At 71.0% G+C, this 19733-nt stretch carries 15 protein-coding genes; 7 read left to right on the top strand and 8 right to left on the bottom strand.

Annotated features, from left to right (window positions below; genetic code table 11):
• Positions 1-20: 20 nt before the first annotated feature.
• Entirely contained in the window at positions 21-1088 is a 1068-nt protein-coding gene (locus ACFO3J_RS31520) for a sodium:calcium antiporter (protein ID WP_449343663.1), read from the bottom strand.
• A 271-nt stretch (positions 1089-1359) separates the two neighbouring features.
• Here ACFO3J_RS31520 and ACFO3J_RS31515 point away from each other — a divergent pair, with 271 nt between their 5' ends.
• Both ACFO3J_RS31515 and ACFO3J_RS31510 read left to right on the top strand, forming a co-directional pair.
• Entirely contained in the window at positions 1360-2112 is a 753-nt protein-coding gene (locus ACFO3J_RS31515; protein ID WP_386436804.1) for an alpha/beta fold hydrolase, read from the top strand.
• Positions 2113-2357: 245 nt separating this feature from the next.
• The gene (locus tag ACFO3J_RS31510) at positions 2358-2810 is read left to right on the top strand and encodes a VOC family protein (protein ID WP_386436801.1); all 453 of its coding nucleotides are present in this window, start codon (positions 2358-2360) and stop codon (positions 2808-2810) included.
• A gap of 65 nt (positions 2811-2875) precedes the next feature.
• On the opposite strand, the gene ACFO3J_RS31505 is transcribed toward ACFO3J_RS31510, so the two are convergent.
• From ACFO3J_RS31505 to ACFO3J_RS31495, 3 genes are all read right to left on the bottom strand, one after another.
• The gene (locus tag ACFO3J_RS31505) at positions 2876-3772 is read right to left on the bottom strand and encodes an AurF N-oxygenase family protein (RefSeq protein WP_386436798.1); all 897 of its coding nucleotides are present in this window, start codon (positions 3770-3772) and stop codon (positions 2876-2878) included.
• A gap of 97 nt (positions 3773-3869) precedes the next feature.
• Positions 3870-5174: an SDR family oxidoreductase gene (locus ACFO3J_RS31500; protein ID WP_386436795.1), complete on the bottom strand. Its 1305-nt coding sequence runs from the start codon at positions 5172-5174 to the stop codon at positions 3870-3872.
• Positions 5175-5255: 81 nt separating this feature from the next.
• The gene (locus ACFO3J_RS31495; RefSeq protein WP_386436792.1) at positions 5256-6719 is read right to left on the bottom strand and encodes a wax ester/triacylglycerol synthase domain-containing protein; all 1464 of its coding nucleotides are present in this window, start codon (positions 6717-6719) and stop codon (positions 5256-5258) included.
• A 948-nt stretch (positions 6720-7667) separates the two neighbouring features.
• On the opposite strand from ACFO3J_RS31495, the gene ACFO3J_RS31490 reads away from it, so the two are divergent.
• The gene (locus ACFO3J_RS31490) at positions 7668-8963 is read left to right on the top strand and encodes a GH12 family glycosyl hydrolase domain-containing protein (protein ID WP_386436789.1); all 1296 of its coding nucleotides are present in this window, start codon (positions 7668-7670) and stop codon (positions 8961-8963) included.
• Positions 8964-9244: 281 nt separating this feature from the next.
• Here the strand turns inward: ACFO3J_RS31490 and ACFO3J_RS31485 are convergent, their stop codons facing one another.
• A complete protein-coding gene (locus tag ACFO3J_RS31485) occupies positions 9245-9430 on the bottom strand; it encodes a hypothetical protein (RefSeq protein ID WP_386436786.1) in 186 nt (61 codons plus the stop codon).
• Here ACFO3J_RS31485 and ACFO3J_RS31480 point away from each other — a divergent pair.
• Both ACFO3J_RS31480 and ACFO3J_RS31475 read left to right on the top strand, forming a co-directional pair.
• Positions 9423-12431 (top strand): glycoside hydrolase family 3 C-terminal domain-containing protein, encoded by a 3009-nt coding sequence (locus tag ACFO3J_RS31480; RefSeq protein ID WP_386436783.1) that lies wholly within the window; start codon positions 9423-9425, stop codon positions 12429-12431. The two genes, ACFO3J_RS31485 and ACFO3J_RS31480, sit on opposite strands and share 8 nt — an antisense overlap.
• A gap of 206 nt (positions 12432-12637) precedes the next feature.
• Positions 12638-13684: an aldo/keto reductase gene (locus ACFO3J_RS31475; protein ID WP_386436780.1), complete on the top strand. Its 1047-nt coding sequence runs from the start codon at positions 12638-12640 to the stop codon at positions 13682-13684.
• 109 nt (positions 13685-13793) lie between these two features.
• Here the strand turns inward: ACFO3J_RS31475 and ACFO3J_RS31470 are convergent, their stop codons facing one another.
• The 3 genes from ACFO3J_RS31470 to ACFO3J_RS31460 form a co-directional block, all read right to left on the bottom strand.
• Complete coding sequence (locus ACFO3J_RS31470) at positions 13794-14792, bottom strand: L,D-transpeptidase (RefSeq protein WP_386436778.1); 999 nt, start codon at positions 14790-14792, stop codon at positions 13794-13796.
• Between the two features lie 1279 nt (positions 14793-16071).
• Positions 16072-18222 (bottom strand): tetratricopeptide repeat protein, encoded by a 2151-nt coding sequence (locus ACFO3J_RS31465; RefSeq protein ID WP_386436775.1) that lies wholly within the window; start codon positions 18220-18222, stop codon positions 16072-16074.
• On the bottom strand, positions 18219-18632 hold the full coding sequence (locus tag ACFO3J_RS31460) for a hypothetical protein (RefSeq protein WP_386436773.1): 414 nt from the start codon (positions 18630-18632) through the stop codon (positions 18219-18221). The genes ACFO3J_RS31465 and ACFO3J_RS31460 overlap by 4 nt, the downstream gene beginning before the upstream one ends.
• 227 nt (positions 18633-18859) lie before the next feature.
• Here ACFO3J_RS31460 and ACFO3J_RS31455 point away from each other — a divergent pair, with 227 nt between their 5' ends.
• Entirely contained in the window at positions 18860-19129 is a 270-nt protein-coding gene (locus tag ACFO3J_RS31455) for a hypothetical protein (protein WP_386436770.1), read from the top strand.
• Positions 19122-19733 carry a DUF6879 family protein gene (locus ACFO3J_RS31450; protein WP_386436767.1) on the top strand — a complete coding sequence of 204 codons (612 nt, stop codon included), beginning with the start codon at positions 19122-19124 and terminating at the stop codon, positions 19731-19733. The genes ACFO3J_RS31455 and ACFO3J_RS31450 overlap by 8 nt, the downstream gene beginning before the upstream one ends.

The raw sequence follows: 19733 nt of genomic DNA, 5'->3' as shown, positions 1-19733 counted from the left end.
CCCGCCGGGCCGGCACCGGGTCACACCAGGATCAGCACCAGCCCGACCGCGAAGACGACGTAGAACGCCGCGGCCACCGTGAGCCGCCCCGCGGTGAGCCGGTGCGCGCGCATCGTGGTCAGCAGGTAGACGATCGCCACGACGGTGACGACGCCGGACCACAGCAGCGCCGCGTCGAACTTCCACGGGGTGAAGAGGAGGCCCAGGCCGCTGGGCACGGTGGCCTGGATCATCATGGCACCGGAGATGTTCGCCAGCGCCAGCTTGGTCTTGTCCTGGCGGACCCAGATGATCGCGTTCATCACCTCGGGCAGCTCGGTGGCGACCGGCGAGAGCAGCAGCGCGGTCACCGCGCTGGACAGGCCCAGCATCGGGCCCACCGCGTCGAGCTGCTTCACGAACAGCTGGGACGCCAGGAAGATCACCAGCAAGGTGGCCACCGTCTGCGCCACCACCGCCCGGGTGGCGGGCGAGGCCGCCTTGCGCTGGAATCTGAGCGGTTCGAGTTCCTCGTGCTTGTCGCCGCCGGCCCTGCTGCTGCGGATCTCCCGCGAGAAGTACACCGCGTAGGCGGCGAAGAACAGCAGGCCCAGATAGTGCTTGACGGCGAAGGCGACCAGCCCGAGGGTGACCTTCACCACGAAGATCGGCAGGAACCACTCCTGGTCCTTGGCCAGCCGGCGCGTGTCCCGCTCGGCTCCCAGCACCTGCCGCCGCGCGGGGTCGGGGACGGGGGCGGGGGCGGCGCCGGTCCGCTCGCGGACGGCCTTGACCTCCCGGTGCCGCTTGAGCAGCAGCATCGCCCCGGTCACGCCGTACGCGATGGTGGACAGCGCCAGTGGTCCGCCCAGCGCCGCGCCGACGCCGATGTTCTTCTGCTTCTCGCTCGCGCCCGTGGTGACCGCCACCAGCGTCACCACCGATTCGGGCAGCGCGGTCCCGAACGCGGCCAGGATCGTGCCGACCGCCATCCGCCCGACGTCCAGGCGCCGCCCGAGCCACTCCACCGCGTTGACGAACCACTCGCAGGAGAGATAGATCGCCACCGCGCAGACGACCAGCAACACGTAATGGATCACGAGGACCATCCAGCCCTGCCGCACCACTGAAGACCGGCGGCGACCCGCCGACGCGGCCGGGCCGAAACCCACGCGCCCGAAACATATTCGAACTACGTTTGAATAGGTGGTCGCGTGACGGAAGCTCGGCGTGTTCGCGCGATGGCGGAACGCCAGCCGAACGCCAGCCGAACGCCAGCCGAACGCCGGCCGAACGCCGACAGCTGAGCCCGGCGCGAGCAGCGACCTCGAACGCCGATGACCGATGGTGACCATTGGTGACCCACCGGAAAGGAGCAGCATGCCCGCAGTCTTCGTACACGGCGTACCGGCGACCGGCCGCATATGGGACAGCGTGCGCGCGCTGCTGCCCGTCGAGTCGGTCGCCCTCACCCTGCCCGGCATGGGCGCCCCCCGGCCGGCCGGTTTCAGCGGCACCAAGGACGCCTACGTCCAGTGGCTGTCCCAGGCCCTGGACGGCATCGAGGGCCCGATCGACCTGGTCGGCCAGGACTGGGGCTCACTGCTGGCCCTGCGGGTCGCCAGCACCACGGACCGGTTGCGCAGCTGGACCGTGGATGTGGCCAACAGCTACGACCCGACGTACGCCTGGCACTACGCGGCCCACATCTGGCAGACCCCGGGGGAGGGCGAGGCCTGGTGGGCGGCGTCCCGGGCCTCGACCCCCGGCAGTCCCGGCAGCACGGCGGGCCGGTTGCAGCGGATGGGCGTCCCGCGCGACCAGGCGCTGCTCCTCGGGGCGGCCGACAACGAGACGACGGCGGCCAGCATCCTGGACCTCTACCGCTCCGCCGTCCCCAATCTGCACGCCTTCTGGGGCGCGGAACTCCCCCGCGCGGCGCGCACTCCCGGGCTGGTCGTCGTCCCCTGCGCCGACCCCTTCAACGACGAGGCCGCCTCCCGGCGGACGGCCGAGCGGACCGGGGCGCGGACCGTCACCCTCGACGGACTCGGCCATGTCTGGATGACGCAGGACCCGCGGACCACCGCCGACACTCTGACGGATTTCTGGCAGTCGCTCGACCCGTCCTGACCCGTCCACGCCCCTCCGACCAGGGAAGACGCCGGGTCCCGGCCACGGGCGATCTTTGCCGGGTTGTGCCCGGGCGGCACAATGCGACACTGTCCTTGGGGCCGGGTGAGAGCGATCTTCGGCGAGTACGGGCATGGCGCCCGGACACGTCAGCCCGGATCAGCAGCCAGCCCAGCAGCCGCACCAGCAGCGCCTACGGACCCGACGCCGGCACCACTTCCCGCCTACGGAAGGAATGTCCCGCCATGCAACGATCCGATCTCCCCGCCCCGGAAACCGGTCTCTATCTCACCCACTTCCAGACCGTACGCGATGTCGCCCGGTCGCGGTCGTTCTACTCCGACGTGCTCGGCGGCACCGTCGTGCTGGACGAGAACCCCTGTGTCGTCCGGCTCGGCAACAGCTGGATCATCATGAATCCCGGCGGCGGCCCCACGGACGACAAGCCGGAGGTCGTCCTGCGCCCCCCGGACGACCCGAACACCGTCTCCGCCTTCCTCAACATCCGCGTGGCCGACATCGACAGCGTCTACCGCGAGTGGAGCGCGCGGGGTGCCGAATTCCTCACCCCGCCCATCGACCGGAAGGCCGAACTGCGCTGCTACGTCCGCGACCCCGACGGCTACCTGATCGAGGTGGGACAGGCCACGGGACTGCTCGAAGGCATCTTCGCCGACAAGCCGGCCACCACGGACTGACCCGTCCATGAGCTGACGAGGTGACGATTCTTCGTCCGGGCGGCGCGCCGGCCCTCCTCCGGCCCTCAGTCGATGAGGTGGGCGCGCCGCCACAGCGGCTCGGAGCCGCGGTCGAGGATGCCGAGGTCGCGGAAGAGGTCAACCGCCTTGCGGGACCAGGTGGTTGTGGCCCGGTGCCAGTGCGGGTTCGCGGTCGCGGCGCGGTGGGCGGCCCGCCGGTCGAGCCGGGCGAGGGCGTACATCCGCGGTGGAACGGCCTCGTGGACCATGAAGGTGCAGCCCAGCGCCAGCGCCTGGGCCAGCGCGGCCCGGCGGGCCGGTCCCAACGACCGGCAGCTGCTGCGGAGTTCAGCCGAGGCGTAGCCGATGTGCCGCGCCTCCTCGATCACATGGATCCGGGAGACGGAGCGGGCCAGCGGCTGGAGCGTCTCGTCCCGCATGATCTCGCGCTGCGCGGCCTCGATGAACTCCTCGACGAACAAGGTGATCCCGAGCAGCAGCGGCACGTTGTTCGTCCGGACCAGCCACCGGCCGAGCCGCCGGGCGGTCGGCCCGACCAGGGTCGGGTGCCCGGTCAGGGTCAGATAGCGGGCGAACATGATCGAGTGCCGGCACTCGTCGGCGATCTCGGTCAGGGCGTACTGCGCGTGGCGGGTGGCCGGGTCCTCGTCGTAGACGTGCCGGATCAGGCCCTGCATCAGCATGAGTTCGCCCCACATGGTCCAGGTGAGCAGCCCGGCGAACTGCCGGGTGCTCAGCGCCGCCTGCTCGCGGGGGTCGAGGCGGTCCCACAGCGCGGTGCCGTAGAGCGAGCAGCGGTGCGGCGGCATCGCGGGCAGGTAGGGGTCGATCGGGGCGTCCCAGGCGATCTCGGTCAGCGGATCGTGGGAGTGGCGCGCGGAGGCACGCAGGAGCCGTTCCGCGAGCTGCTCACGGTCGAGGGGAGCGGCGCTGCGGTGCATGGGGGTCCTCCTGGGGACGTAGGGGGTGGGTGATCGTTCGCGCGGCGGGTGCGGGTGCCGGGCTGGGCTGGGCTGGGGGCAGGGGCGTGGCAGGGGTTTACGCGCCCGGCCGGGCGAGCGCGAGGGACAGCCGGGAGGCCGGCGCGACGAAGGTCCCGGTGGGGGACGCGGAACCGGCGGAGGACCTGGTCGTGGCGGCGGCCGCGAGGCCGAAGTCCGCGCCCAGGTCCGCCGGAATCCGCTGCATCCCCCGGACCAGGTAGGCCCGGTCGATCGACGCGATGCCGTCGCCGTCCAGGCGGTGCTCCCGCAGCGTCGTACGGAGGTAGGTCCGCCGGTGGTTGGCGTAGGGCGCGAAGGCGCGGGTGGCCCGGGCGGCGAAGCGTTCCAGATCGGTGGCGTCGGTGATCGGCCCGGGGGTGAGCCGGATACGCAGACCGTGCAGGGCGCCGACGGCCTCGAACACCGTCTGCACGGAGGTCTCCTGGTAGTGGGTGATGTGACAGGTCGACGGCGTGCCCGGGACCGGGTCGAGCCGGCCGGCCAGTTCGTGCATGAGGCGGGCGGCCGCGTCCACCGGCAGCAGGTTCAAGTGGGCGCCCTCCCGGCCGTCGATGCGTACCAGGGGTGTGGCGGCGGACGGTCCTCCGGTCGGGTCTCCGGTCCTGCGCCCGGACGGATCCACGGACGCGCCGGGCGGCGTCCCGGGCGGCATCCCGGGCGGCATCCCGGGCAGCAGGGCCGTCAACAGACCGAAGGCCCGGGCGAGTTCGGCCAGCGGATTACTCGGGGTGCCGACCGCGCTCGGCCGGTCGCTGACGAGGATGCTGGGGCGGAAGACGACCACCTTCGCCCGTCGCTCCGCCGCCCAGCGGCGGATGTGCTGCTCGGCCTCGAACTTCGAGCGCTCATAGGCGTTTTCGAAGCCGTGGTCGCCGTTCAGCTGGGTCTCGTGGACGGTGCCGCTGCCGCGCCCGCCGGCGACGAAGGCCGTACTGACGTGGTGGACGCGGGCCCCGGGGCCCGCGGCGGCGGCGAGGTTCAGCAGATGCGCGGTGCCGGCCACATTGGTCCGAGTCACCGCCGCGGCGGGCGCGTTGAGGCCCACATGACCGGCCAGATGCCAGAACTCGTCCGCCTCAGCGGCGAGTTGGCTGAACTGCCATGGGGCCAGGCCGAGATCGGCCCGGTTCAGGTCGACCGGCACTCCGTGGACCCGGTCCGCCACGGCCCGCACCGCGTGCTCGGGCACGCCCTGCGCCCGCAGGCAGCGCGTCAGCCGTTCCTCAACGGGCGGACGGCCCCTGCGGGTCAGGGCGACGATCCGCCGGCCGCCGCCCACGAGGTGCGGAAGCAGCTGGAGGCCGAGGAAACCGGTGGCGCCGGTGATGACGATGGTCACGATGAACTCTCCCGGGTTGCTGGTCGGCGGGTCGCCGTGGAATGCCGGTGTCGACCGGCCGGGCCGAAAGGTCGCCGGAGATCAGCCGAGGGTGGCGAGTTCCTCCAACGACTCAAGCCACCGCTCGGGTACAGCCGGCCAGTTCGCACTTCCGGCCGGGAACACGACGGCGAGCCGGGCCTTCCGCTCGAACGTCGAGAAGAAGCAGAAGCCGCGGTGTCCCGGGATCAGCGGCGGGACGAACAGCGCGGTGTGCGCCGCGATCCCGTCGAAGGACAGGCCGCCCGGCAACGCGCGGTTCGAGGCCACCAGTTGGGTTCTTCGCGGCTGGAGGTAGTTGCGTACCGTCCAGCGGGCCAGCGCGTCGGGACACAGGCCGATCATCGCGCTGGTGCAGGCACGCCGCTCCGGCGTCCTGGCGCTGGCCGTACGGCGCAGGATCAGCTCCATCCGGCGCTGCGGTGACGGTTCCGCGCACGGGAGTTCGACCCTGAGCATGGACAGCCGGTTGCCCAGCCCCGACAGGCCGTCCCCCGGCCGCGCGGTGCTCATCGGCACGCAGACATACGGGTCTCGCTCCTCGAACACGCCGGCCAGCGCGCCGCAGAGCCCGGCCAGATAGACCTGGTTGACCGACGCGCCGTGCGCCTCGCCGATCGCGCGCAGCTGGTCGAGGTCCACGGGTTCGGAGACCGCCACCCGCGTGCCGTGCCCGCCGGCCGGCGGCACGAAGGACCCACGGGTACGCGTCCTGGTGGTGACGAGATCCGCGACGACGCGCGGGACATGCGCCAGCACCGCCAGCCGCCCGGGGCGGGCCCGGGGCGCCCGCACCGGCTCGGCGTCCGGCGGTCCGAAGAGCCGCCGGGTGGTCTCACCGGCCGCCCCGGCGTCCTGGAAGGCGTGGTGGGACCGGTAGGCGATCGCGAACTCCCCCGGCGCCCAGCCTTCGAGCAGCCAGATGTCCCACACCGGTCCCAGCGGGGACAGCGAGGCTTCCAGCAGGGCCTGGACGGCCCTGGCGAAGCCCGCCTCGGGATCGGCGCCGACCGGGTCCGGGGTCCGGGGCGCCGGACCGGCGGGCGGCGGCGGCAGGGTGCCGAGGTGAGCGCGGGTGCCGGGAAGCGCGGGGCGGGGCCCGGCGGCGCTCCCGGCGGGCGTCGTGGCGGGTGCCGAGGCGGCCGTCGTGGCGTACGCCCCCGGCCGCGTCCCGGCCGGCGCGCCGATCTGCGCGCCGACCCGCGCGCCGAGCTGCCTGCCGACCCGCGTCCCGAAGTGCCCCCCACCGCCCAGCCGGACGATCCGCAGGTGCGCCTCCAGGCCCGCGTCGGCGGAGCGCTCCCAGTGGCCGTGCGGGCTGCCGGGGCGGAATCCGAGTTCGGGGACCAGGTGTAGGCGGGAGGCGAGATGGGCGGCGAGCCGCTCCCTGGTCGGCGGTGCGCCGTGGAAGCGCAGCACATGGGTGTGGTGCAGCGGATAGTGCGGTGCCGCGTCGTCGAGATCGACGAAGAACTGGTCGACCGGGTTCGATCTCAGGCGGTCCATGGGTCCGGCTCCTCTGTTGGCGCCGAGCCGTGGCGGACCCCGGGAGCGTCCGGGTTCCCTGTCGGTGCGCAGCTTTCGGGTACGGCGTGGACGGACGCCGATCCGGTGAGCGGCGTGTCCGCGACACCGGACTCCTCCCGTCCGGCGCCACGGACGCAAATCTCACCGTAGGTCATCATGCGAGGTCAAACGGTAGTAGCTCTAGTGGCGAAACGTTCACCCATCCGGCTCCCGGGTGCCACTCGCGGAGGGGAACGACGGAACTGCGGTTCCCCACTCGGACCGCCGAGTTGACCCATCCGACCTTTCATCGCGCCCTAGCCGAAATGTCCGCCTCAGTTGGCACAGATCTTGCGAATGTCACTCATGTGGTCCTACGTTACGAGGCGTCATCCCGGCCGGAAGCGGCGCCGGCCGTCCGCGGATCGGCGCCGGCCGGCAAGCTCCGAAGCCGATGCGTCGGCGCCGGCGCCAACCGGCCGTGGACGCCGGCCACTTCCTGGCCGGAAGCCGACCCCGCACGACCCGGTGCGAACCGGCGCAGCCCCGCGTGGCCCGCACGATCAGCCCGGTGGGCCCGTCCCGCCGCGTTCACTTCTCGTAGACGGCGCCACCCACCCGGCCGGCGCCGTTGGGCAAAACTTTGCGAGCGCGCTCCCCCGCGCGTCGCCCGCGCCACCAGCGCTTTCCCGTCCGGCCCGCCACGGCGGAAGTCCGCACTGGTCCAGACCTATTGACACCGCAGCGCCGTGTCTGACTTCATGTCTCGTGGCCCAGCCAGGCCCCCTCCCCACCGCACGTCAGCCTGACCAGGGCAAACGCATGTCCCCCCACCCACCTGTCGCACGGCTTCAGCCTCCTCCCCCTCGCGGGGAGAACGCGAACCCAGCTCGATATGGGAGCGCTCTCACCTCGCAGAGGCGGATTGCCAACCGAAAGGACTCGGTCATGACGCGACGACCGGGCCGGAACAGGATCACGGCGGTCATCCCGACCGTCGGCGCCGTCCTGTCCGCCCTCGCCCTCACCCTCGCCTGCGCCGCGCAGGCCGGCGCGGCGCCGCAGCAGCCGGCACTCGTCAGAGCCGCCGCCGCAGCCTCCGCTGCATCCGCCTCTGCACCCGCACCCGCACCCGCCGGAGCCGCCGCACCCGCCGCCGCGGCCGTCACCAACTGCCAGCCGCAGGGCTCCGTCAGCCTGGCCGGCGGCGAGTACACCTTGCAGAACAACGAGTGGAACTCCAGCCTCCCGCAGTGCGTGACCACCACCACCGGCACCGGCTGGACGGTGAGCACCGCCAACTTCAGCACCACCGGCGGTGCCCCCGCCACCTATCCCTCGATCTACAAGGGCTGCCACTGGGGCGCCTGCACCACCGGGAGCAACCTGCCCATCCAGGTGAGCAAACTGGCGACCGCGACTTCCTCCTGGTCGACCACCCAGCCCGCCGCGGGCGCCTACGACGTGGCCTACGACCTGTGGACGAACTCCGCGCCCACCACCGGCGGCCAGCCCGACGACAGCGAGATCATGATCTGGCTCAACAGCCGTGGCGGCGTAGCCCCGTTCGGCTCGAAGACGGCCACCGCGTCGATCAGCGGCCACAATTGGGACGTCTACACCGGCCGCCAGGCGGCGTGGAACATCGTGTCGTACGTCTTGCAGGGCGGCGCCACCTCGGTCACCGGCCTGGACGTGAAGAGCCTCATCAACGACTCCGTCCAGCGCGGCACCACCGGGCCGAACGCGTATCTCATCGACGCCGAGGCCGGCTTCGAGATCTGGCAGGGCGGCCAGGGGCTCGGCACCAACTCCTTCTCGTTCGACGCCACCGCGGGCACCGGCACCGGCCCGACCGCGCCGACCGGCCCGATCCACGGTTACGGCGGCAAGTGCGTGGACGTCACCGCCGCCAACCCCGCCAACAGCACCCCGGTCGAGCTCTACACCTGCAACGGGACCGCCGCCCAGCAGTGGACGGTCGGTACCGACGGCACGCTGCGCGCCCTCGGCAAGTGCCTCGACGCCAAGGCGGCCGGCACCGCCAACGGCACCGCGATCCAGCTCTACGACTGCAACGGCACTGCCGCCCAGCAGTGGCGCCCCGGCGCCAACAGCTCGCTGCGCAACCCCACTTCGGGACGCTGCCTCGACGCCACCGGCAACACCTCCGCCGACGGCACCCGGCTCCAGCTCTGGGACTGCACGGCCGGCGCCAACCAGGCCTGGTCACTGCCCGGTTGACGGCCCGGCCCCGGCGCCTGCACCGGTCCCGGCCGCGCGCCGGGGCCGGTGCCCCGCCGAGGGCCCGGCCGAGCGCCCACCCCCCGCATCCGGTACGGACCGTGCTCCTTCCGTACCGGTTGGTCACCCGCACCGGCAGGCGATCCGGTGCGGCAGATGCTTGGAGGCATCGTGCACGCGTTCCGAATACCGTCCCGCACATCAGCCCGAACACCGTCCCGCGGGACAGCTCGCACACCAGCTCGCACACCAGCTCGCGTACCGGGGAGACGACGTACGACCTATCTGGCCGCCCTGGCCCTGGTCGCCGGCGGCTCCGGCATCCTGGGCGCGGTCGCCCCCAGCGCGTCGGCGGGACCCGCCGCGCCGGGCGCCGTCGCCGCGGTGAGCAGCACCGCCTGTCCGTGGGTGCATTCGACCGCCCCGATCCCGCAGCGGGTCAGCCAGTTGCTGGCGAAGATGACCACCGCGCAGAAGGTGACCCTGGCCACCGGCGCCGGCGGCTCCAGCTATGTCGGCTTCACCCCGGCCATCGGCTCGCTGTGCATCCCGGCGATGAATCTGGAGGACGGCCCGGCCGGCGTCGCCGACGGCATGACCGGCGTCACCCAGCTGCCCGCCCCCGTCGATGTCGCCTCGACCTGGGACACCGCCGCCGAGCAGAGCTACGGCCAGGTCATCGGCGCCGAGGAGGCCGCCAAGGGCACCACGGTGGACCTCGGCCCGACCATCAACATCGACCGCGACCCGCGCTGGGGCCGTGCCTTCGAGTCGGTCGGCGAAGACCCCTACCTCAACGGCCAGTTGGGCGCCGCCAACATCCGGGGTGTGCAGTCGACCGGGGTGATGGCGCAGGTCAAGCACCTGGCGGTCTACAACCAGGAGACCAACCGCAACACCCCGTCGGACAACGCGGTGATCAGCAACCGGGCGATGCAGGAGATCTATCTGCCGGCCTTCCAGGACGCGGTCCAACAGGGCGCCGCCTCCTCGGTGATGTGCTCCTACAGCACCGTCAACGGCACCTACGCCTGCCAGAACCCGTATCTGCTGAACACCGTGCTGCGCCAGCAGTTCGGCTTCTCCGGCTTTGTGACCTCCGACTGGGGCGCCACCCACGCCACGGCGGCCTCGGCCAACTCCGGTCTGAACCAGGACATGCCCGGCAACGACGGCTTCTACGGCGCCGCCCTGCAGAACGCGGTGGCCTCCGGTTCCGTCAGCCTGGCCACGCTCAACTCCCTCACGTCGGGCATCCTCACCGAGATGTTCGCCTTCGGGCAGTTCGACAAGTCCCCGGTCGGCTCGCCCGCGCAGACCGCGACCAGCGCGGCGAACCAGAGCGCCGCGACGCAGATCGCCGAAGAGGGCACGGTGCTGCTGAAGAACAGCGGCAATCTGCTGCCGCTGGCCTCCGCCACCAAGTCGATCGCGGTGATCGGCGCCGACGCCTCGACCTCCCCGCAGACCGACGGCGGCGGCAGCGCGGGCGTCAACTCCAGCGGCACCGTGACCCCGTTGCAGGGGATCACCTCACGGGCCGCGAGCAGCGGTGTGACCGTCGCCTACAACAACGGCTCCTCGAACAGCTCGGCCGCCTCGCTGGCCGCGTCCTCCGGCGCGGCCGTCGTCTTCGTCAGCGACTTCGAGTCCGAGGGCGGCGACCTGGGGAGCATCGACCTGCCCGCCGCCGAGAACTCGCTGGTCTCCGCGGTCGCCGCGGCCAACCCGAACACCGTCGTGGTCCTCAACACCGGCTCCGCGGTGACCATGCCGTGGCTCTCCTCGGTCAAGGGCGTGCTGGAGGCCTGGTATCCGGGCCAGGGCGACGGCACCGCCATCGCCTCCCTGCTCTTCGGCGACACCAACCCGTCCGGCCACCTGCCGGTGACCTTCCCGACCTCGCTGTCCCAGGTGCCGGCCCACACGGCGGCGCAGTGGCCGGGTACGAACGGCAATGTGCAGTACTCCGAGGGCGTGAACGTCGGCTACCGCTGGTACGACGCCAACAACCTCACCCCGATGTTCCCCTTCGGCTTCGGCCTGTCGTACACCAGCTTCTCGTTCAGCAATCTGCACATCGGTACGCTGCCGGCCGGCGGAGCCGCCACCGTCACCGCGACCGTCACCAACACCGGCTCCCGGGCGGGCGCCGATGTGGCGCAGCTCTACGTCACCGACCCGGCGGCATCCGGCGAACCGCCCAAGCAGCTCGAAGGGTTCGCCCGGGTCAACCTCCAGCCGGGCGCAAGCCAGACGGTCAGCTTCCCGCTCACCCAGCGCAACCTCCAGTACTACAACGCCACTTCGGACGCCTGGGCCACCAGTACCGGCAGCTACGGCATCGCGGTCGGCGACTCGGGCGGCAACCTGCCGCTGACCGGCACGCTGTCCGTCACCTCGGCGCAGCTCGGCCAGCCGCTGACCGTGACCGCGCCCGGCGCCCAGGAGGGCCAGGCCGGCACCGCCGTCTCCGTACAGCTGGCGGCCAAGGACACCACCGCCGGACAGACGCCGTCCTTCAGCGCGACCGGGCTGCCGGCCGGCACCTCGATCTCGGCGGCGGGCCTGATCACCGGGACCCCGACGGCGGAGGGCACCAGCACCGTCACCGTCAAGGCCCAGGACGCGGCGGGGGCATCGGCCTCCACCAGCTTCATCTGGACGGTGGCGCCCGCCGGTTCGGCCGTGGCCAATCCGCTGGTCGGCTTCGGCGGCCTCTGCCTCGACCTGAGCAGCGACAACAACGCGGACGGCTCCAAGGTGGACGTCTACACCTGCAACGGCACCAACGGGCAGGAGTGGACCGAGCAGTCGGACGGCACGGTGCGGGCGGCCGGCAAGTGCCTGGACGTGAAGGCGGCCGGCACCGCCAACGGCACCCTCGTCGACCTCTACACCTGCAACGGCACCGGCGCCCAGGTCTGGCAGCACCAGTCCAACGGGTCGCTGCTCAACCCGTCCTCCGGCAAGTGCCTGGTGGACCCGAACTCGTCCACGGCGACGGGTACGCAGGTGCAGATCACGACCTGTGACGGCAGCGCGGCGCAGTCCTGGGTCGCCCCGGCGGGCTCCGGCTCCGCACCGGGTTCCGGCGGCCAGGTGACCGGTTACCAGGGGCTCTGCCTCGACGTGGCCGGCGCCAGCACCGTCGACAAGACCAAGGTGGACGTCTACACCTGCAACGGCACCGCCGCCCAGCAGTGGACCGTCTCCGGCCAGACCCTCCAGGCGCTCGGCAAGTGCCTGGACGTGAACGCCGCCGGCACCGCCAACGGCACCCTCGTCGACCTCTACACCTGCAACGGCACCGGCGCCCAGGTCTGGCAGCACCAGTCCAACGGCGCCCTGCTCAACCCCGCCTCCGGCAAGTGCCTCGACGACACGGGGATGTCCACGACGCCGGGTACGCAGGTGCAGATCTGGTCGTGCACCGGGGCGGCCAACCAGTCCTGGACGCTGCCGTAGCACGTAGCACGTAGCACGTAGCACGTAGCTGGCAGCTCGTAGCCAGTGACGTGAACCGACCGGTCCGGGCCCGCTGGCCCGGACCGGTCGCGCGTACGGCTTCCCGCGTCCGGTCTCTCCCGTACCGGTACGTCTCCCGCCCGCCTCGAATGGACGCCCGTTTTATCCGCTTCTAGACTGATCGCGGACCTACGGGAAGGATCGCCATGGAGTACAGGCAGCTCGGCGCGTCGGGCCTGCGGATCTCGGCCCTCTCGATGGGCACCATGACCTTCGGCGGGAGCGGCGCCTACAAGAGCGTCGGGCATACGGACGTGGCCGGCGCCAAGCGCCAGATCGCCATGTGCCTGGACGCGGGCGTGAACCTCATCGACACCGCCAATGTGTACTCGACCGGTGAGTCCGAGGAGATCCTCGGCAAGGCCCTGGCGGGCCGGCGCGACCATGTGCTGATCTCCTCGAAGGTCGGCCAGCGGATGGGGGACGGTCCGAACGACGTGGGCCAGTCCCGCGAGCACATCCTGGCGCAGGTCGAAGGCAGCCTGCGCCGCCTGAACACCGACCACCTGGACATCTACCACGTGCACGAGCGCGACGGTCTGACTCCGATGGAGGAGACCCTGGAGACGCTCGACTCGCTGGTGCGCTCGGGCAAGGTCCGCTATCTCGGTGTCTCCAACAACTCCGGCTGGCAGGTGATGAAGGCGCTGGCGGTCGCGGACGCGCACGGCTACCAGCGCTATGTCAGCAATCAGGTCTACTACTCGCTGGAGGCGCGCGACGCCGAGTACGAGCAGGTGCCGGTCTCGATCGACCAGGGCCTGGGCGTCATGGTGTGGAGCCCGCTGGCCGGCGGACTGCTCTCCGGCAAATTCCGCCGCGGCCAGCAGGCCGACGACAGCCGGCACCTCACCGAGTGGTCCGAGCCGCCCGTCCGCGACCGGGAAAAGCTCTACGACACCATCGAGGTGATCCTCGACATCGCCTCGGCGCACGGGGCCTCGCCGGCCCAGATCTCCATCGCCTATCTGCTCGCGAAGCCCGGTGTGACCTCGGTGGTCATCGGCGCGCGCAAGGACGAGCAGTTCGCCGACAATCTCGGCGCGGTGGATGTCCATCTCGGCACCGAGGACATGGACCGCCTCGACAAGGTCAGTGCCCCGGATCTGATCTACCCGCACTGGCATCAGCCGATGCAGGTCCGCGACCGGCTGAGCACGGCCGACCTCGCGCTGCACCGTCCCGCGCGATAGGCCGCGGGGCGATAGGCCGCCGGGCAGGACCGGGTTTCGCGACGATGCCCACCGCACTGCCGGACGGCAGGCGGTGGGCATCGTCGGGTGAGATGAGGTCTCAGGGGTCTCAGGCGGTGGCGGTGGTGATCTGCCCGGCGCCGCTGGCGCTCAGCCACTGGGACCAGGACAGGTTGTAGTCGGCGTAGCCGTTGTCGCCGGGCGCCTTGCCGCGCGGGCTCCCGGTGATGGTGACGGGGTCGCCCTGCTTGACGAAGTTGTAGTACCACTTCGCGTCGGCCAGCGACAGGTGCACACAGCCGTGCGAGCCGACGCTGTGACCCGGCTGCGGGTCCCCGGTCGAGTAGTGGATGTACGTGCCCGAGGTGGTCAGGTGCACGTCCCACGGCAGGGTGAGGTCGTAGTAGTCGGGGCTCTTCTTGTCGCAGCTGATGCCGACGCTGCACGAGGTCATCCGGACCTTGGCGGACTTGTCGATGACCGCCATGGTGCCGTCCCAGGACGGCCAGGTCGGGCTGCCGGCGTCGATCGGGTAAGTCTTGATGACCGCGCCGTTGTGCATGACCTTCATGGTGTGCGTCTTGGCGTTCACCATGGTCTCGTTGTCGTCGCCGATGGTGAAGGCGTGGTGGTAGCCGTGCGTTCCGTAGCGGCCGTTGCCGTCCGTCACATTGGTCAGATCGGCGTCGATCGACACCTTCGTACCGGGCTTCCAGTACGTCTGCGGGCGGAAGTCGACCCGGGTGCTGCTGAACCAGTGCCAGGCGCCGGTGGTCGGCTGGGAGGTGGAGATCTTGAGGTGGTTCTCGACGCCGGCCCGCGCCGAGGTCGCCACCGGCTTGGAGAAGACCACCGACACCGGCATCGCCACGCCCACCGTCGTCCCGCTCAGCGGCGTGATGGTGTCCAGCAGCATGGGCGGGCCCTTGGGCTTGGGCTTGGTCGGCTTCGGGCTGGGCGTCGGCGTGGTCGCGGTGGTGGAAACCGGCGCCTTCCCGTCGGCCGCGGGCGCCGAGGCAGACTTCGTGTGCCCGCCGCACGCACTCGTCCCGGCTAGCACCGCACCGGCCACGAGTGCGATCCCTATGCTGGTCCTGACCCGACTCATGCGCGTGCTCCGCTCCTGTGCCTTCACTGACGCCCTACGTATGTAGAACGCCTACCCACACCCGAGCGGTTGCACGTTCTCCGTAAAGCGGAACCCAAGGCTCCCCTCGCGGGGCCGGTCACCGAACACCCGTCGGGGCGCGGCGACGGCGGCACAGGCCGGGGCGCGCGAGGGGGTTCCGACCTCATGCTATACGGCGGTGCGCCGGCGTCAGGGTGCCGGGGGTCGCCGGGGCCGCCCCCGGCCATGGCCGCCGAGGTGCGCCGTAAAATCTCATCCGCCTCATCAACCTCATCCGTACGAGGGGTTTGCGCATCCGACAGCTCAGCGGGCACGGGCGGGCGCGGCGGGTTACGCCAGGGTCACTTCGGGCAACCGCACGCTACACAGCGTGCACAATGCCGATCCATCCTTTCCGCCCCGCCTGTGCCGAACGTGTCGAATGGGTCGAATGTGCCGAAAAGGCTCTGTCATGCCCACCTCCCGTACGACCATGGCCTCACGAGCGGCAGTCGCCGCCGCGGCGGTCATGGCGGCCGTGCTGCCCACGTTGGGCGCGACGCCGGCGACCGCCGCCCCCGCGGCGCCCTTCGACCGACCCAGCTATGTCGCACTGGGGGACTCCTACAGCGCCGGTGTGCTGGTACGGCCCTGGGACGAGAGCGACGGCTGCGGCCGGTCCGCGCGCAACTACCCGCACCAGGTGGCCGCGGACCTCGACCTCGACCTCACCGACGTCACCTGCGGGTCCGCCGAGGTGGAGCGCGGCGTACTCGAACCGCAGCTGCCCGACCTCGGCCTGAACTCCTTCGGCTTCGGCTCGCCGTGCACGAACTACTACACCAGCGGCGACGGACGCGCCTGGCTGCGGGAGCGCTTCGCCGCCCTCGACAGCCAGTTCGGCCACATGATGAACGTGATCAAGGCCCGGGCACCCCACGCCAAGATCACGGTGGTCGGCTACCCGGCCATCGTCCCGACCAACACCGGCTGTTCCTGGGGCACCTGGCGCCAGTTGGGCACCACGGCCAAGGGCGACATGCCCTGGCTCGACTCGGTGGAGCGCGAACTCAACAGCGTCCTGCGCGACCACGCCGCCGAGTACGTCGACGTCTACGCCACCAGCACCGCCCACGGTGTCTGCGAAAGCGGCGCCGCCAAGTGGATGGGCCACCCCCGCACCCCGAACCTCCCACCCCGCCGGCTCCCGCGCCCACCACCGCGCGGGGGCCGCGGTGGTCCCGGCAGCGCGTCGAAGCGCCGCCTCAGGGGCACGGCCTCAACTCGGCGGCGTCGGCGGCTGCCAGCGGCCGGTCGCGAGATCGTTCAGGAGGTTCCGGCTGATGACGGTGAACGGATGCCCGATGCCCAGACTTCGCTCCCTTCCCACGACCACTTCACCCAACAGCTCCGTAGCGGCCTCCCGTTGGCCGAGTGCCGCCCGGGTCTTGGCGTGCAGTTCCTGGGCCGCGAGCACGATCGGGTGCTCGGAGCCGAAAATGCGCCGGTACTCCTCGGTGACCATGCCGATCTCCGACTCGGCCGGGTCGAACCGGCCCAGCTGATAGAGGGCCAGGGCGTAGCTGTGCCGCGCGCTGATGGTGACCGGGTGACGCGGGCCCAGATGTCGGGCGCAGTCCTCGGGCAGGGAGAGGAGCGCGCCGGTCTCCGCCGCCGCCAGTTCGGTGGCATTCAGCAGGGTCAGCAGGCTGGTGCGGGAGCGCAAGGTCAACGGGTGCCCGGGGCCCAGCACGGCCTCGCGGGCCGTCAACGTGGCCCGCAGTAGTGCCAGCGCCTCCTCGCGTCTGCCGAGGTTGTTGAGGACGAGTTGCAGGCCGTGGGCGGTGTCGAGGGTGTCGGGGTCGTCGTCGCCGAACAGCCGGCTCTGCGCGGTGAGGATCCGGCGGAGCCGCTCTTCGGCTTCCGCGTACTTGCCGAGCCGGAAGAGTGCCCGGCCGGCCCTCTGGTGCGCGGCGAGCACGGCGCGGTGCTCCGGGCCGAGCGACCGCTCCCCGAGGCTCGCGGCGGCCCCTGCGGTCTCCCAGGCGGACAGGTAGTCACCGGTGCGGTGCAGCGCGACGGCCACCCGGGTGGCGACGACCAGGGCCTTCGCCACCCCGGCCGGTTCGGTGACCCGCCGCAGCAGGGCGAGCGCGTGCGGGGCGAGCAGACGTAACCTCGGGTCGTAGGGACCAACGGCCGGGACGAGCGGCACAGCCGCGTCGAGCAGCCGGACAGCCGTCGCGTCCAGGACGGCTGCCTCCCCCGAGGGCGTGGCCGCGGCAACGCTGTCCAGCAGCACACCGTGACTGTGCACGCAGCGCACGCCCGGATCCACCAGTTGGGTCAGCGAGTGGTCGAGCAGCGCTCGCAGCGCCGTCTCGGTCCGGGCACTCGGCAGAACGGCGCTGATTTCGGGCCGGTTCAGTACCGAAAGGGGTAATGGTTCGGGAGCCAGCCGGGCCAACAGCCGTAGCAGGGCGACGGCTTCGGGCAGTCCGCGCGCCTCGAACGCGTCGAGCGTCAACTGCCAGGTCCGGCCGACCGTGTGCCGGGGATCCTCGTCCGCCAAGGCGTCAGCCCCCTGATCCAGAAGTTCGACGCGTTCGCCCTCTTCGAGCCGGCGCCCGTACATGTCCATCGTCCAGGGGTCGATCACCTGATGGGAGAGGAAGCCACCCGCGAGAGTGAGGGCCAAGGGCAAGCGCCCGAGCCGGTCGGCGATTTCAGCGGCCTCGGCGAGCGTGCCGCTGTCCGGAGCGAGGTCGCACAGCACTCGGGCGGCGTCCTCACGCGGCAGCACCCCGATGTGCTGCAACTCCGCTCCCGGCCACCAGCGGACCCCCGCCTGGCGGGTGGTGACGACGACGGTGCCGCGGGGGCTGCCGCGCAGCCAGCTGCCGTCGCGGAGTATCGCCGGATCGTCGGCGTTGTCGAGCACCAGCAACCATGGTTCGGCGGAACGGTCGAGGTGGTCCCACACCAGATCGGCGGCGGGGCGGCGTCCGTTGCGGGCCGCCAGCAGTTCGCCGTCGAGAGCTCCCCGGTCGGCGGCGACGGCGAGCATCCCGCTGCGCAGACTCGCGCGGTCGGCGGCGTTCACCCACAGACCGATACGGCCGCTGTCGGTGAGGGCGGTGTCGAAGAGCGCGCAGGCGACGGCGGTCTTGCCGCAGCCGCCCATGCCGTGCAGGACGTAGACCTCACCGGTCCGGCCGGGTGCGATGCCGGCCCGCAATCGGTCGAGCACCTCCATGCGGTCACGCAGCACCACCGGGGTCCGGCCGACCGTCGGGCGGCGGACGGAATCAGGACCGCCGCCCGCGTCCGGTCCGGGGCCGTAGTGATGGTGCTCGGTGATGTGCTGGTCGCCCGACGCCTGGTAGACGCGGCCGTCGTCCTGCGCGCGGCCGTCCATCGCGCCGGTCATCGCTCGGTGATGTGCTGGTCTCGTCCGGCTTGGTAGACCCGGGCCTGCCCGGAGGCGGTGGCGCGCTGGGTGATCACGGGGACGGCCTCGCCACCGAGCGGCGCGAGTTCGTCGAACAACTCACGCAGTTCCACCGCGAGGTCCGGGTGCGCCGCCAGGAGGCGCCTGAACCGGCCCTGCCACTGCGCCCGCAGTTCGCTCAGCGTCTCCTGGTCATCGGCGGTTCGGGCCGCCAGGACTTCTTCCCGGTCCGCTTCCAGTTCGGCCACGAGGATGTCCGCCCGGCCCGGTTGCACCCGCCGCCAGAGGCGGGAGATTCCCTCCCGGGTCGCCTGCCAGGCGTCTGTGGCCATCAAGGCGACCAATGTCGCGCCGGCACCTTGAGTAAGTGATACGACTTCCGGATCCACAGCTCCCCCAGGCCATCCTGTCCACCGACCGCTCCGGCCTGCACATAATACGATCGGCTATTGATACACCTCTGGGGTGGACTCCAACAAGGGGAACTTGATCGTACAGTTCGGCCGAGGCATGTGCCAAATGGCTGGATCGGTCCTCGATCCAGCTGTTCCCCTGCCGGATGAACCGCACGGCTGCTACCGTTGGCTGTCTTTTGTCCGTGCGGAGGGGGATGCTTGTGACAAGGCCATGGGAAGCAGATCCGGAGACTCGGCTTTTACGCCGGCTCGGCAAATCACCGCAGGAATTGGGCATCACGTCGGACAGCCCCGACTGCCCTGATATCTGGGAACTGGAGAACGGCGATGTCGCCATCATCGGCCGGGATCTCACCTCCTCCGTCGGCGCGAAGCTGCCGGTCGGCGTCTCGATCGGTGCCGGCGAACGGCTGGTGGTCATTCCTAGGAACATGTTGATCGCGGCGAAACCGGATATCCCCAGTGTTTGATTCGTTCCCCCACGGCGTTTCCGAGCGGCTCGAACGCTCCCGGTATCACGAAGAGTTCTACCGGCTCTTCAAGAGCGGTGTCGGCTCCCTGGACAAGCTCGAACGCGGCCAGAATTTCAAGGAACGCGGCTTCGCGAGCTGGGAAGCCTTTGCCGCCGGTGAGTGGGAAAGGGCGCTTTCACTCATCGACGAACGACGGGAAGCCTACGCCCGGCAAGTCCAGGACGGCGAACGACTGGGGATCGCGCAGCGGCGCCTCAGGGTGGTCGAATTCCCGGTCACCACCTATGTGCAGTGGGAAATGCATGTGCTGAGCGTACGGGTGGATACCGGGGACCCGATCAAGGCGATCGACGCCCGGACGATCGCCGACATCGAGGAGCACCACCTCGTACCGGAAGTAGTCATCTTCGGGGACCTGGTGATGTTCGAGGTGCGGTACGACGACGACGGGAACGCCGACGGTGCCAACCGCTTCACCGACACGGCGCTGATCAAGGAGACGAAGGCCGGTTTCGACACCCTCTATGGGCGCGCCGAGGACTTCACCACGTTCTTCGACCGTGAGATCGCCCCGCTCGCCCCACCGCTCGTCGACCGCTGA

Origin of the sequence: Streptomyces polygonati (assembly GCF_042650325.1) — a bacterium.
Taxonomy (GTDB): domain Bacteria; phylum Actinomycetota; class Actinomycetes; order Streptomycetales; family Streptomycetaceae; genus Actinacidiphila; species Actinacidiphila polygonati.
The sequence above is the reverse complement of the archived record's forward strand: the minus strand, read 5'-3'. Positions and strand labels throughout refer to the sequence as shown.